Annotated in this window: 13 protein-coding genes, 1 tRNA gene and 1 pseudogene; 10 read left to right on the plus strand and 5 right to left on the minus strand. The window is 70.5% G+C overall.

All coding sequences use genetic code 11. From position 1 onward, the window contains the following. Positions 1-99: 99 nt before the first annotated feature. The 3 genes from ACFWPA_RS14335 to ACFWPA_RS14345 all read left to right on the plus strand — a co-directional run bounded on the left by ACFWPA_RS14335 (position 100) and on the right by ACFWPA_RS14345 (position 3,244). On the plus strand, positions 100-1,332 hold the full coding sequence (locus ACFWPA_RS14335) for a PucR family transcriptional regulator (protein WP_378506452.1): 1,233 nt from the start codon (positions 100-102) through the stop codon (positions 1,330-1,332). 47 nt (positions 1,333-1,379) lie between these two features. Continuing rightward, the gene (locus tag ACFWPA_RS14340; protein ID WP_378506453.1) at positions 1,380-2,345 is read left to right on the plus strand and encodes an endonuclease/exonuclease/phosphatase family protein; all 966 of its coding nucleotides are present in this window, start codon (positions 1,380-1,382) and stop codon (positions 2,343-2,345) included. 122 nt (positions 2,346-2,467) lie between these two features. Then, positions 2,468-3,244: an HNH endonuclease family protein gene (locus ACFWPA_RS14345; RefSeq protein WP_378506454.1), complete on the plus strand. Its 777-nt coding sequence runs from the start codon at positions 2,468-2,470 to the stop codon at positions 3,242-3,244. Between the two features lie 118 nt (positions 3,245-3,362). Here ACFWPA_RS14345 and ACFWPA_RS14350 read toward each other — a convergent pair whose 3' ends face one another. Beyond that, complete coding sequence (locus ACFWPA_RS14350) at positions 3,363-3,866, minus strand: MarR family winged helix-turn-helix transcriptional regulator (protein ID WP_378506455.1); 504 nt, start codon at positions 3,864-3,866, stop codon at positions 3,363-3,365. Positions 3,867-3,940: 74 nt separating this feature from the next. Here ACFWPA_RS14350 and ACFWPA_RS14355 point away from each other — a divergent pair, with 74 nt between their 5' ends. Both ACFWPA_RS14355 and ACFWPA_RS14360 read left to right on the plus strand, forming a co-directional pair. Then, on the plus strand, positions 3,941-5,338 hold the full coding sequence (locus ACFWPA_RS14355) for an FUSC family protein (RefSeq protein ID WP_378506456.1): 1,398 nt from the start codon (positions 3,941-3,943) through the stop codon (positions 5,336-5,338). 108 nt (positions 5,339-5,446) lie between these two features. Next, positions 5,447-5,608 (plus strand): hypothetical protein, encoded by a 162-nt coding sequence (locus tag ACFWPA_RS14360; RefSeq protein ID WP_378506457.1) that lies wholly within the window; start codon positions 5,447-5,449, stop codon positions 5,606-5,608. A gap of 8 nt (positions 5,609-5,616) precedes the next feature. Here ACFWPA_RS14360 and ACFWPA_RS14365 read toward each other — a convergent pair whose 3' ends face one another. The 3 genes from ACFWPA_RS14365 to ACFWPA_RS14375 all read right to left on the minus strand — a co-directional run bounded on the left by ACFWPA_RS14365 (position 5,617) and on the right by ACFWPA_RS14375 (position 7,177). Then, positions 5,617-6,306 carry a hypothetical protein gene (locus ACFWPA_RS14365; RefSeq protein WP_378506458.1) on the minus strand — a complete coding sequence of 230 codons (690 nt, stop codon included), beginning with the start codon at positions 6,304-6,306 and terminating at the stop codon, positions 5,617-5,619. Positions 6,307-6,592: 286 nt separating this feature from the next. Further along, entirely contained in the window at positions 6,593-6,718 is a 126-nt protein-coding gene (locus tag ACFWPA_RS14370; protein ID WP_378506459.1) for a hypothetical protein, read from the minus strand. Between the two features lie 385 nt (positions 6,719-7,103). After that, positions 7,104-7,177 (minus strand) — tRNA-Arg (locus ACFWPA_RS14375). 124 nt (positions 7,178-7,301) lie between these two features. Between ACFWPA_RS14375 and ACFWPA_RS14380 the strand changes: the two genes are divergently transcribed. Then, positions 7,302-9,332 carry a cytochrome c oxidase assembly protein gene (locus ACFWPA_RS14380; protein ID WP_378570636.1) on the plus strand — a complete coding sequence of 677 codons (2,031 nt, stop codon included), beginning with the start codon at positions 7,302-7,304 and terminating at the stop codon, positions 9,330-9,332. Positions 9,333-9,353: 21 nt separating this feature from the next. Here ACFWPA_RS14380 and ACFWPA_RS14385 read toward each other — a convergent pair. After that, a pseudogene (locus tag ACFWPA_RS14385) lies at positions 9,354-9,566 on the minus strand (oxygenase MpaB family protein); the annotation flags it as partial. On the opposite strand from ACFWPA_RS14385, the gene ACFWPA_RS14390 reads away from it, so the two are divergent. The 4 genes from ACFWPA_RS14390 to ettA all read left to right on the plus strand — a co-directional run bounded on the left by ACFWPA_RS14390 (position 9,540) and on the right by ettA (position 13,761). After that, the gene (locus ACFWPA_RS14390) at positions 9,540-10,157 is read left to right on the plus strand and encodes a TetR/AcrR family transcriptional regulator (protein ID WP_378570638.1); all 618 of its coding nucleotides are present in this window, start codon (positions 9,540-9,542) and stop codon (positions 10,155-10,157) included. The pseudogene ACFWPA_RS14385 and the gene ACFWPA_RS14390 sit on opposite strands and share 27 nt — an antisense overlap. Positions 10,158-10,338: 181 nt before the next feature. Continuing rightward, positions 10,339-10,785 (plus strand): single-stranded DNA-binding protein, encoded by a 447-nt coding sequence (locus tag ACFWPA_RS14395; protein WP_378570640.1) that lies wholly within the window; start codon positions 10,339-10,341, stop codon positions 10,783-10,785. Positions 10,786-10,887: 102 nt separating this feature from the next. After that, positions 10,888-12,015, plus strand: a complete 1,128-nt coding sequence (locus ACFWPA_RS14400) for a lipase family protein (RefSeq protein ID WP_378570642.1) — start codon at positions 10,888-10,890, stop codon at positions 12,013-12,015. Positions 12,016-12,087: 72 nt separating this feature from the next. Next, positions 12,088-13,761, plus strand: coding sequence for an energy-dependent translational throttle protein EttA (gene ettA / locus ACFWPA_RS14405; protein WP_378506465.1), 1,674 nt, complete (start codon positions 12,088-12,090; stop codon positions 13,759-13,761). The last annotated feature ends 3 nt before the right edge of the window (positions 13,762-13,764 follow it).

Consider the following 13,764-nt stretch of genomic DNA (forward strand, 5'->3'; position numbering starts at 1 on the left):
CCGAGAGCGGGTCCCGCGGTGACATCCGGGTCGCTGCGTGGTAGCCAGACAGGAGCGACGCAGTAGATTTTCCGTAATGTCCGGTATTGGGAGGAATCCGTGACCGTAGACAACCGGGTGGTACCGCCGCTGCGCATCGCGGGAAGGCCGGCGGCGCAGTGGCTGTCCAACGCCGCCCCCGACCTGACCGCCCGCGTGATCGGCCGACTGATGGACGAGCTGCCCATCTACCGGGCGCTGCCGCGGGAAGCGGTGCACGGGGAGATCTCCGACATCGTGCTCCGCAACATGGAGCTCTTCGCCACCCTGGTCCGCGAGCGTCGCGGGGCCCGCGACTCCGAACTCGTCGAGCAGCGCAGTTCCGCGGCCCGCCGCGCCGAGGAGGGGGTGCCGCTCGATGCCGTGCTGCACGCCTACCACGCCGGGATCGGTCTCGCGGCGGGCGAACTGCTCGACGGTGCGGGCCCGGACGACATCGACGACGTCCAGACGCTGATGACAATGATCCTGGACTTCCTGCGCCGGTTGACGATCGCGGTGAGCGCCGCCTACTTCGAGGAACGGCAGAGCATGGAGAGCCAGGCGAACTCGGGCAGGCGGTCGTTCATGTCGGCGTTGGTCGCGGGGGAGGATCTCGACTCCGTCGTGCACCGCACCGGGCTGCGGCTGGCCCCGCACTACCTCGCCTTGACCCTGGCGATCGGCGAGAACGACGACGAGCGCGGTTCCGGGGTCAGCGGAACCGTCGCCGGACGCCGGAAGCTGCGCCGGGTGCAGACCGAACTGGACCGGATCACCGGGGAGCCTGCCTTGACGGTGATCGACAGCGGCGGGGGGCTGGCGCTGGTGCCGTGCCCGGCCAGCGCCCCGGACTGGGAGCAGTTGCGGGCCGTCGTCGACCGGCTCGGGCGGGTGCTCGGCGCCGATTTTCACGTCGCCGGGGCGGTCGCGACGCCAGCGGGGGTGCCGTCGGCGGTCGAGCAGACCGCGGAAATCGTTGCGCTGGTGACCAGGTCGGATCGTCCGTCCGGCTTGTACCGGCTGTCGGACGTGCTGCTCGAATACCAACTGAGCAGGCCGAGCGCCGCCCAACGCGAACTGGCTGCGCTGCTGGCTCCGCTGGTGGGGAAGCCGGAACTGATGCAGACCCTCGAGACCTATGTCGATAGCGGGCTCAACCGGAGGGCGACCGCGGCCACCCTCGCGGTGCACGCGAACACGGTCGACTACCGGATGCGCCGGGTGTTCGAACTGACCGGGCTCAACCCCTCCGACCCCGCCGACCTGCCGCACATCGGGGCGGCGTTGGTGGCGCGACGGGTGCCCGAGTGACCCTCGTCCCCGGGCGCGATACCGGGCGGACGAGGTCGTCGACCCGGGTGATTCGTTGGGGCGCACTCGTCGTCGGATGGGCGGCGGTCGCGGCGGCGGCCGCGGGTGTCCTTGCGCACGTGGTGCCGGTGACCTCGGCGCCGATCGTCGTCGCGGCCGCGGCCGCGCCCTACCTGGTATCGGGGATCGTGCTGGCGGTGCTGGTGTTTCTCGCCGTCCGGGATCGGCTCGGCCTCGCGGTCGCGACCGCGGTCGCCGCCGGGGCGGCCTGGACCCAGGCGCCGCTGTACGTGCACGACGCCGGGTCGGGCGCGAACCCGGAGCGCGGGCTGACGGTCCTCCAGGCGAACATCGAGTTCGGGAAGGCGGATCCGGAGTCGGTTGTCGCGCAGGTGCGTTCGCGTGGCGTCGACCTGATGACCGTGAATGAACTGACCGTAACGGCGATGGACGGGCTGACCGCGTCGGGTCTCGACGAGCTGTTGCCCTATCGCTACGTGCGACCCGCCGCATCCGGTGCGGACGGCACCGGCATCTGGAGCCGATACCCGCTGTCGGAGCAGGTGCAGCACCCCGGATTTGCGATGGCCGCGCTCTCCGCGCGGGCGACGCTGCCCGGCGGCGACTCGCTGACGGTGCTTGCGGCGCATCCGGTGCCGCCGTGGCCGCGGCATCAGACGCCGATCTGGGCCGACGAACTGGACCGGCTGCACGGCATCCTGGACGGGTTGCGCACCGACGCCGACACCGTCGTCATGGCAGCGGATTTCAATGCGACCTGGGATCACGCCCAGTTCCGTGCCCTGCTCGGCGACGGTGTTCGCGACGCCGCCGAGCAGGCGGGCTCCGGGGTGCTGCGCAGCTATCCCGCGGACCGCTGGTTGCCGCCGCTGCTGTCGATCGACCGGATCCTGGTCGCGGGCGCGAGGGCGACCGACGTCGGCGTTGTCGACCTGCCCGGCTCCGACCACCGCGGGGTGCTGGCCCGGATCATGGTGCCCGGCCACCCGTGACGAGGGCGTCGCCGGGTGGGTAATCTGCATCACAGTCGTGGGCGGGATCCGCGCGCCGTCACCAGATTCGGATCGCCGCGGGCGATACTCTGCCGTCCCGTCAGAGCGTCCAGGAGATTTCCGTGCGTCCGTCCCTCAACGCGCGGTTGTCGCGCACCGTGCGCCGGGTGCTGCGCGCGGCCCTGTCCTTCCTGGTCGTGGTGCTCGTCGCCGTCGGCTACGTGCTGCTCGACGAGTGGGAGCGCAACGATTCCGGGTCGACGCCGGAGGTGGTCGCGGGCGATCTCGCCGACCAACTCGCCCGGCTACAGGTCGCGGCCGAGGCGTCGATGGACGGCTACAGCCGGGACCGGTTCCCGCACTGGGACACCAACCGTCCGGAGCACGGATTCGGCCCCGAGTTCGCGGCGTACGCCCGCTGCACCACCCGCGACGTGATGATGCTCCGGGACGCGTCCGGATCGGTGCGCCTCGACCCGAAGACCTGCCGGTTGACGGTCGGCAGGGGCGGCGGCTGGCTCGACCGGTACGGCGTCCTCGACCGGGACACCGGTGCGCTCAGGGAGTACCGGTGGACGACCGACCCCTCCGCGGTCGACGCGGAACACATCGTGCCGTTGGCCGAGGCGTGGCGCTCGGGCGCGCGCGCACTCGACCAGGTTGCCCGCCGGGCGATCGCGAACGACGCGCAGAACCTGATGGCCTCCGATCCGTCGGCGAACAGGTCGAAGGGTGACCAGGACGCCGCCGACTACCTGCCCCCCGGCGGGTTTCGGTGCGGGTACGTCGACTCGTACATCCGGATCAAGGTGAAGTACGGGCTCACCGTCGACACGGCCGAGCGGGCGGCGTTGCGGACCGCGGTCGGGGAGTGCGGGCAGCGCGGTGAGATCGCATGATCCCGGTGGTCGAGCTCCCGGCGCGGCGACGTCATCTCGGCGGTCGGGCCACGGATTGAACGGGGGTTCATGTGCCAGTTCCCGGACGGCGATGGCACATGAACCCCCGTTCATCGCGTCAGGGAGCGGCGAAGTTCCCCGCGACCCGGCGCAGCAGGTCCGCGAGGGTGGCCTGTTCGTCGGCGTCGAGGCCCTCGAGCAGCCGCCGGTCCCGCTCCACCCGGGCGGGGAATTCGCGGTCCACCAGTGCGCGCCCGGCGTCGGTCGGCTGCAGGAGCACCACCCGTCCGTCGCGTTCGAAGCGGAGTCGCTCGACCAGGCCGATGCGGGTCAGGCGGTCGGTGTGCTTGGTCGTCGATGCGCCGCTCGTCATGGTCGCGGTGGTGACCTCGCTGGCCCGGAGGGGTCGATCGCTGCGGGCGAGGGCGCAGAGGATCTCGAATTCGATCCGGGAGACGCCGCTGCCGGCAAGGGCGCGGTCCAGCTCGTGCAGCGCGAGTGACCCGATCCGGGTGATGCGGCCGATGACCTCGATCGGGGCGGCGTCCACCTCCGGGTGGGTTCGGGACCACTGTCGTCGAACGTGGTCGATGAAGTCCTCGCCGGGCGCGCTGGGTGGCATGAGGTCATCGTAGGCGACCGAGGTCATACTATTTCATATGTATTTTACTAGTGAACTATTGCTATCGTTGGGCGATGCCGACCCGAACCCCGATCGTCCGCCCCCGTCGGACGCGTGACGCCCTCGCCCACACGGTGTCCGCCGAGACCTGGCGGCGGGCCTTCGTCGTCCGACCCGCGGACGCGACCCTCGCCGTCTCGGTGCGGGTCGGGTTGGCCGCGACGCTGGTCCTCGTGGTCTTCGGGCTTACCGGGCACGGCGACGTCGCCGGACTCGCGGTCCTGAGCGCCCTCACCTCGGCGTTCGCACGCCATGACCCGCTGCGCCGCACGGCGGAGAAGGTCGGATCCGTCGGGATCCTTGTCGTCTCGTCGGTACTGGTCGGCGGCCTGATCGCGTTGGCGGGGCTGCCGGTGTGGGCGCAGATCGCGTCGATCGCGGTGCTGTCCGGCGCCGCCGCAGCGGTGCTCGCCGCGTTCCGCATCGCCGGACCGGGCCCGGTGATCCTCGTCTTCGCCGCGACCGCGGCCGTCGGCTCTACCGCGTCCGCGGCGGATCTCGCTGTTGCGCTGGTGAGTTCGACGGTCGGCGCGACCGTCGGCCTCGGCGTCGCGCTGGTTCCGTTGCTGTTCCTGCCCTGGGGACCCGCCCGGCTCGCGGTGGCACGGGCGCTCGCCGCCGCTGCCGCGGTGCCCGCAGGCGCGGATCCCGCGGCCGCCCGCGACGCGATCACCTCGGCAAGGGAGAAGCTGGTACTGACGGCCACGTCGACCGGGCACACCAACGCCAGCGACCTCGCGGCCATCCTCGGTGAGGCCGACGCCGCACTCGACGAATGGGAACTCGGCGACCCGAGACGACTCGACGAGGTGGTGCGGCACGAGGCCGAACTGCGGAAGGCGAAGCGGCACCGCACCATCCTCGGAGCCGGGACCGGCGCCCCGCCGCTGCCCCGCCCGCCGTCGTTCGTTGCGGTCGGCGTCGCGGGCCTGCGCACCCGCGCCGTGACCGAGTACGCAGCCCGGATCGTCGTCGCCTCCGCCGTCGCCGGCTGGCTGGCGGCGGAACTGGGATTCGACCATCCGCTGTGGGCGTCGATGGGTGCGATGGCCGCGATGCAGGGGGTGACCTACGGGCAGACGGTGCAGCGCGCAATCCAGCGACTGCTCGGAAACGTGGGCGGCGCGGTGATCGCGGCGGCCCTGATCGCGCTGTCCCTCGGCTACTGGCAGTGCGTCGTCATCATCGCGGTGCTGCAGGTCGCGGCGGAGGTGACCGCCACCCGGAACTACGCCCTGTGCTCACTGTTCGTCACGCCGATGGCCCTGCTCGTGATCGGTCTCGGTGCCACCGTCGACACCGGGACGGCGGTCAGTCGGGTGGTCGACACCCTGGTCGGTGTGGTGGTCGGGGTGATCGTCGCTGCCGTCACGATCAGCCGGGCGGACCGCGCGCACCTGGCCGGTCGGTGACGGCGAATCCGCCCCAGTCCGCCGCGGCGGGGCAGCGCCACGTGATAATTGTCGGCAACGACAACACACGACGCGTCCGCGCTGCGGCGCGAGAAGGCGGAGGATGCGATGGGTGACACGGTGCAGACGGGCGACCTCGTCCACATCTCGGACACGGCGGGCACCTGGGTGGTCGAGGAGATCCGGTCCGGCATCGCGCTGCTCCGCGACGGCGAGGACCGACGCATCTCCTCCCGGGTGTCGAAGCTGACGGTGGTCCGCCGCGCCTGACGCGCGGGTCACGGTGTCGCGAAGAACTTCTCCACCGACGGGCGTGCCTTCGGGTTCCCCTCGTCGATGCCCACCACCGCGCCGACGCCTGCCCCGATGAGGTTGCCGAGCATGCAGCCCGCCATGAAGTTCGGGAAGATCGACACGCAGCCGATCGCCAGGCCGACGAACGAGCCGAGCATCATGCGTTGCTGACCGCCGTTGTTCCAGCCGATGGTGATCTCGTTCGTCATCTCGTTGAACGCCTCCCGCTTCGGCTCGTTGTCCGGCCACGTCTGCTCCGCGAACTGTGCGGTGACCATCGCGGGGGTCGGCGGCGGTTGCAGTCCGAGCATCGTCGCGACCTCGTCGAGCGTGGGTACCCGCGGCGGCGGGGGAGGTGCGGGCAGGTCCACCCGGATCGGGTCGGGGAGCGTCACCGGCGGAAGGGCGACCGGCATCGGATCGGGGAGGGGCACCGCGGGGAGCTCCACGGCGGGCACCGGCACGGCGGGCAGGTCCACCGGCACCGGGTCGGGGGCGGGCAGCGCGGGCAGTTCCGGCAGCGACACCGTCGGCAACGGCGGCAGCGCGGGTAGGTCGGGTAGGTCGGGTAGCGCGGGCAGTGGTGGCGGCGCGGGCAATTGCGCGGACGCGGTGCCCGCGCCGGAGACGATGGTTGCTGCGACGAGCACGGGCATGACCAGAGTGGTGGCCATCTTCATGGCGATCCCCATTTGATCGGAACTGATCTGGCGGTTCTCACGGACGCGACAGCGATCTGCGATTCGCGGGGCCTATCGACGCGAAATCACCGGGGGTTGCTTCGGGAACGAGGCTGTCCGAAGTGCCCTGACACTCCGCCGACGCCTGTGCGGGGGCGGCAAATTCAGGAGTCGACTTTACCGCGCACGAATCGTGCGCGCAGGCGAATCGCGGCCGGGTCGAGACGACCCGAAACACGGCGAGGGCCCCGGCCGGTGGGCCGGGGCCGTCGCCGCGTGATCAGCCGCTGAGCCCGCCGAGGCTGCCGAGGCTGCCCATTCCGGCGCCGCCGCCACCTCCGCCTGGGCCCTGCATCTTGCCCATCACGTCCAGCAGCTTGTCGAGCACGCCGATGAGTTGTGTCATGAATTCCATGGTTCTCTGCACCTTCACCTAGAGGGGTTGCGAGCATCGGTGCGACGGATCGGACGCATCGGTCGGAGCGCGCGATGCGTCCGGTCCTCGCCACCGGGTCGGGGACGATCGTCAGCGCGGTGGCGACCGGCACGGAGCGGTCGGACGGTTCTCGAGGATGTGCGGGCCGGGGCGGCCGGTGTGATGTTCGGGCATGGGACTCACCTCAACCCGGTCTATCGGAGTCGTACCGCATAGTGTTTCACGTCACACGGGTCGGGCTTTGGTGAACGGCACGACGCCCCGGAGGTCGGGAGTGACACAGTGCGCCTGCGTGAAATGCCTTCGAACCCTCACGCTGGCGCGCACCCGGCCGGAGGCCGGCAGTGTCACTGTGTGCCCCCGGCAGGAATCGAACCTGCGACCTAGAGATTAGAAGGCTCTTGCTCTATCCAACTGAGCTACGGAGGCATGACCCCGGCGTGGGATCGGGTCAGGAGTCTACCGGCTGCGGGCGGGCGGGTCGGACCGGCACACGGCGGCGCGGTGGAACCTGGGCGTGGTTCACACTCCGCCGCCTCCTACCCTGGTGGTCATGGCATCACCCGAGCTCGCCCACTCCGAAGCACCACCGTCCCGTCGGGCGGGGGAGAGCGCGGTCCCCATCTTCGTCACCCTCGGCCTGATCGCCGGGTTGGTCGCGGCGATCATCGTTGGGCTGTCGGCGTCGGAGGCGTTGGTCCGGCTCGGTATCCCCGACCCCGGACCGTTGACGACGTACGGGCTGCCGGCGGTGAAGGCGATCGGCGAGGTCGCGGCGGTGATCGCGATCGGGTCGTTGCTGCTGGCGTCGTTCCTGGTGCCGCCGCAGAAGTCGGGTGTCCTCGATGTCGGCGGCTACCGGGCGGTGCGGACCGCGTCGAATGCGGCGATCGTGTGGGCGGCGTGTGCGCTGGTCCTGGTCCCGCTGACGGTGTCGGACACCGCGGGGCAGCCGTTCGCGGAGGCGTTGAAGCCGGAGAACCTGTGGAAGGCGATCCCGCAGATCGAGCTGGCCGGGGCGTGGCGGAACACGGCGATCCTGGCGATCCTGCTCGCGGTTTGTTCGCGGATGCTGCTGCGGTGGAACTGGACGCCGGTGGTGCTCGGGCTCGGCATCGTGACCCTGATCCCGCTCGCGCTGACGGGGCATTCGTCGGCAGGCGGCTCCCACGACATGGCGACGAACAGCCTGCTGTGGCACCTGGTCGCGGCATCGTTGTGGGCGGGTGGACTGTTCGCGCTGCTGGTGCATGCCCGCCGCGGCGGTGAGCACACCGATCTCGCGGCCCGCCGGTTCTCGGTGATCGCGACGGCGGCGTTCGTGATCATGGCGTTCTCCGGGGTGATCAACGGCCTGGTCCGGCTGCCCCTCGACGAGCTGTTCACCAGCACCTACGGGTGGCTGCTCGTCGCGAAGACGGTTGCACTGGTGATTCTCGGCGTGTTCGGGTTTCTGCAGCGGCGACGGGCGCTGCCCGCGTTGGCCGCCGACCCGACCTCGCGCGGTGCGCTGGTCCGGTTCGCGGGCGGCGAGGCGATCGTGTTCGCCGCGACGATCGGTCTCGCGGTGGGGCTCGGCAGGACCCCGCCCCCGCCGGAGGACATCCGCCCGACTCCCGCGGAGGTGCAGCTCGGCTACAACCTGGACGGTCCGCCGACCGTCGCCCGGCTGATGTTCGACTGGCGATTCGACCTGATCTTCGGGACCGCCGCGGTCATCGCCGCGGTCTGGTACGTGATCGGTGTCCGCAGGCTGAAGGCGCGCGGGGACGCGTGGCCGATCGGCCGGACCGTCGCGTGGCTGCTCGGCTGCGCGACCCTGCTGATCGGCACCTCGTCCGGGCTCGGCCGGTACGCGCCCGCCGTGTTCAGCGTCCACATGGGCGCCCACATGGCGCTGTCGATGCTCGCGCCGGTGCTGCTGGTGCTCGGTGGCCCGATGACCCTGGCGTTGCGTGCCCTCAAGCCGGCGGGCCCCGACGGTGCGCCGGGCCCGCGCGAATGGCTGCTCGCGGCGTTGCACAGCAGGTTTTCCCGCTTCGTCACGCACCCGCTGGTCGCGTCGGTGCTGTTCGTCGGCGGCTTCTACGCCCTCTACCTCGGCGGGATCTTCGGCTCGACGCTGGACTCGCACGGTGCGCATCTGCTGATGAACCTGCACTTCATCCTCAGCGGCTACCTGTTCTACTGGGTGGTGATCGGGATCGACCCGGCGCCGCGCCAGATCGAGCCGGTGACGAAGCTGGCGATGGTGTTCGGGTCGCTGCCGTTCCACGCGTTCTTCGGGATCGCGCTGATGAGCACGATGGAGGTCATCGGTGGCTGGTACTACCGGTCGCTGGCGTTGGGCTGGAACGACGACCTCTTCGGTGACCAGAAGGTCGGCGGCGGCATCGCCTGGGCGACCGGGGAGATTCCGCTGGTGCTGGTGATGCTCGCCCTGCTGGTGCAGTGGTCGCGGTCCGACCGGAAGGTTGCCAAGCGCATCGACCGGGCCGCGGACCGCGATGACGACGCCGACCTCGCCGCCCATAACGCGATGTTCGCGGAACTGGCGCGCCGCGATCGGGAGGGCTGGAAGTAGCCGTGTCGCCGGTCGGTCAGGCCGGGGTCGCGTGCAGCCGCTCCCTGGCCTCGGCCGGGCTGACGGCCTCGGCACGTCGGCCGGCCGGCAGGTCTGCAGCTCCGCCGCCGTCACGCAGTCGGCCCAGTATCGCGACTCCTCCGCGGGTGAGAGCGCAGCCGGGCCGAACATCTCGTAGCACTTGAGGACCGAGTGCCATCCGGTGATGTGGATCCACAGCTGGCTGGCCGGGTTCCCGCGCAGCGCCGCGAGCAACTTCTCGACGCCGCGTTCGAGGTCACCCGACGGTCGGGTCTGCATGACCTGAGCATGGAGGCGGTCGCCGCGGAAGTGGGCGTCGGAAAACCGGTGCTGTACACGGTGTTCCGCACCCGCGGTGATCTCGTGGCCGCGCTGCTCGACCGTGAGTACCAGCGTGCGGTTGCTCAGGTGCTGGACACGTTGCCCACCGATCTGACCCGCACCGGACCGGCCGCCGCGTACGGCGGCACCGTGGCCGCGTTCGTTCGGGTGGTGCTCGACAACCCGACCCGGTGGCGCCTGATCCTCACCGGACCCGACGACGCACCGAGTGAATACCGCGACCATCTGCGGACCGCGCGGGCGGCGATCCTCGACCGCGCGGTCGACTTGGCGCGCATCGGCATTGGGTTGGAACCGGCGCTCGCCGGGTTCGACGCGGAGCTGCTTGGGCACACGATGATGTCGTTCGCGGAGATGCTCGGCAGGCTCGCGGTCAGTGATCCCGAGACGTACACCCGTGACCGGTTGGCCGCCTATGCGCAGGCCCTCGCGGGTCTCGTCCCCGCCGCCGCTGCCCCCTGACCCGGCGGTGGTCGCGCTACCACAGTCCACCGACGACGGTCGCGCCGCGAACCGGTGATCCGTCCCCGCTGTGGAGCGATTCGCGGGTTGTCCACAACGCGCCGTTGGCCCCTCCCGCATCGGCCCGCTCCCGGGCACGGTGGTCGGTGGGGGCGACCAGCCCCGGAACAGGAGGACGGACATGTACGAGACGCACACGGCGGTGGTCGGCACCGTCATCACCCATCCGGTGAAACGATCCACCAATGCGGGCGAGGAGGTGCTGAGCTTCCGGATGGCCAGCAATGCCCGGCGGTTCGACCAGGCGTCGGGGGAGTGGACCGACGGCGGCACGCTCTACCTGACCGTCAGTTGCTGGCGCCGACTGGTCGGGGGCGTCGGCGCATCGCTGATGAAGGGGGATCCGATCATCGCGTACGGCCAGCTGCGCACCAACGAGTACACGAACCGGGATGGTGTCGAACGATCCGACCTCGAGATGCGGGCAACCGCGGTCGGCCCCGACCTCGCCCGCTGCACCGCGAAACTCGACCGGACATCGAAGGTCCCGCCGTCCGAGGCGGACGGGCTCGACGATCCCGACGAGGGCGCGGAGGCGGTGAACGCGGAGGTCGCCGTCGTCAGGTGAGCGCGGACGCGATGTCCCGAAACCCGGACCCGGGCCCGGTGTGCGCCTACCGTGATCAGATCGGCACGGATCGGTCACCGACAGGAGGCACGGATGCCTGGGATGCGATGGAGGACGGCACTGCTGGCGGCGGTGACGGCGGCGCTCGTTGGGATGGCCCCGATCGCGACGTCACCGGCCGCGGCGGCCCCGCCCGCCGACGGACCCGGCAGCGTCGTCGACACGCGGCCGCTGCCCCCGCAGGCCGCGCTCCCCGGAGCGGCGGACGGGTACCGGGTCACCTATCGCACCGCCGATCACCGCGGTGCACCCCGGCTGAGCTCCGGGGCGGTGTATGTGCCGCAGGGGCAGGCCCCGCCGGGTGGCTGGCCGGTGGTGTCGTATGCGCACGGCACCATCGGCCTCGCCGACCAGTGCGCGCCGTCCGCGGTCGGTGGCACCGCGGTGGAGGCGGAGTTCATGGACCGGTGGCTGCGGCGCGGGTACGCGGTCGTCGCCACCGACTACGCGGGCCTCGGCACCCCGGGCGAGCTCGCGTACCTCGACGGTGTCGCGGCCGCGCACGACGTGATCGACATGGTGCGCGCCGGGCGGCAGCTGGTCCCCGCGCTCTCCCCGCGCTGGGTGGTCGCCGGCCTCTCGCAGGGCGGGCACGCGGCCCTCAGCACCGCCCACCTGGCCACCGCGTACGCGCCGGAGCTCGACTACCGCGGCGCGGTCGCCCTCGGTGCACCGACCAACCTCGACCAGGTGTTCGCGCTGGGTAGGCCCGGCATCCCGAACATCGGTGTCGCCGGGCTGACCAAGTTCACGCTGTTCACAATGGCGGGGCTGCGGTCCGCGCGCCCCGACCTGAACATCGACTCCTACCTCTCGCCCCGGGGCCGCGAACTCGCGACCATCGCGCAGCGGGTATGCACCCTCGAGTTCAACGAGTACCTCGGTGGCGCGTCGGTCGGTGACCTGTTCTCCCGGCCGCTGCACGACCTGCGGCCGGCCCTGACCGAGTATCTCGGCGTGCCGACCGGCGGCTACGACCGCCGACTGTTCCTCGGGCAGGGCGCCGTCGACCTGGTGGTGCCGATCCCGCTCACCCTGGTGTTCACCGGGCAGCTCGCGGCGTCCCGGACCGACGTCGATTTCCGGGTGTACCCGTCCGCGGATCACCTGGGCACCCCGGCGGCGGCGTTCGACGACGCCGCGGTGTTCGTCGACGGGGTGATGCGGTGAGGCCGCGCACCGTGGTGTGACCGCCGGGCCGTGGATTGGGGCGGCACCTGTCCTCCCGATACGCTGGTGCGCATGGCGGAGTTCATTTACACGATGAAGAAGGTGCGCAAGGCGCACGGCGACAAGGTCATCCTCGATGACGTCACGATGAGCTTCTACCCGGGAGCCAAGATCGGTGTCGTCGGCCCGAACGGCGCCGGCAAGTCCTCCATCCTCAAGATCATGGCCGGCCTCGACCAGCCGTCCAACGGTGAGGCGTTTCTCGACCCGGAGGCCACCGTCGGCATCCTCATGCAGGAGCCCCCGCTCAACGAGGAGAAGACCGTCCGCGGCAACGTCGAGGAGGGCCTCGGCGAGATCAAGGTCAAGCTCGACCGGTTCAACGAGATCGCCGAGCTGATGGCGACCGACTACTCCGACGAGCTGATGGAGGAGATGGGCAAGCTCCAGGAGGAGCTCGACCACGCCGACGCGTGGGACGTCGACTCCCAGCTCGAGCAGGCGATGGACGCGCTGCGCTGCCCGCCCGCCGACGAGCCCGTCACGCACCTGTCCGGTGGTGAGCGCCGCCGCGTCGCGCTGTGCAAGCTGCTGCTGAGCAAGCCGGACCTGCTGCTCCTCGACGAGCCGACCAACCACCTGGACGCCGAGTCGGTGCTCTGGCTTGAGCAGTTCCTCGCCTCGTACCCGGGCGCCGTGCTCGCCGTCACCCACGACCGCTACTTCCTCGACCACGTCGCGCAGTGGATCTGCGAGGTAGACCGCGGCAAGCTGCACCCGTACGAGGGCAACTACTCCACCTACCTGGAGAAGAAGGCGGAGCGCCTCGAGGTTCAGGGCAAGAAGGACCAGAAGCTGCAGAAGCGGCTCAAGGAGGAGCTCGCCTGGGTCCGCTCGGGTGCGAAGGCCCGGCAGACGAAGAACAAGGCCCGCCTCGACCGGTACGAGGAGATGGCCGCCGAGGCCGAGAAGCACCGCAAGCTCGACTTCGAGGAGATCCAGATCCCGACGCCGCCGCGCCTCGGCAACGTCGTGGTCGAGGTCGACCACCTCGACAAGGGCTTCGAGAACCGGGTCCTGATCAAGGATCTGTCGTTCACGTTGCCGCGCAACGGCATCGTCGGTGTCATCGGCCCCAACGGTGTCGGCAAGACCACGCTGTTCAAGACGATCGTCGGTCTGGAGCAGCCGGACTCCGGCAGCGTGAAGGTTGGCGACACGGTCAAGCTGAGCTACGTCGACCAGTCCCGCGCGAACATCGACCCGAAGAAGACGGTGTGGGAGGTCGTCTCCGACGGCCTCGACTTCATCGAGGTCGGGCAGAACGAGATGCCCTCGCGCGCCTACGTCAGCGCGTTCGGCTTCAAGGGTCCGGACCAGCAGAAGCGGTCGGAGGTGCTGTCCGGTGGTGAGCGCAACCGCCTGAACCTGGCGCTGACCCTCAAGGAGGGCGGCAACCTGATCCTCCTCGACGAGCCGACCAACGACCTCGACGTCGAGACGTTGAGCTCGCTGGAGAACGCGCTACAGCAGTTCCCCGGCTGCGCCGTCGTGATCTCCCACGACCGCTGGTTCCTGGACCGGACCTGCACCCACATCCTCGCGTGGGAGGGCAACGTCGAGGAGGGCAAGTGGTTCTGGTTCGAGGGTAACTTCGAGGCGTACGAGGCCAACAAGGTCGAGCGGCTCGGTGCCGAAGCCGCCCGCCCGCACCGCGTCACTCACCGCAAGCTGACGAGGGACTGATCC

It is taken from the genome of Rhodococcus sp. NPDC058505, assembly GCF_042720095.1.
Taxonomy (GTDB): Bacteria; Actinomycetota; Actinomycetes; order Mycobacteriales; family Mycobacteriaceae; genus Rhodococcus_G.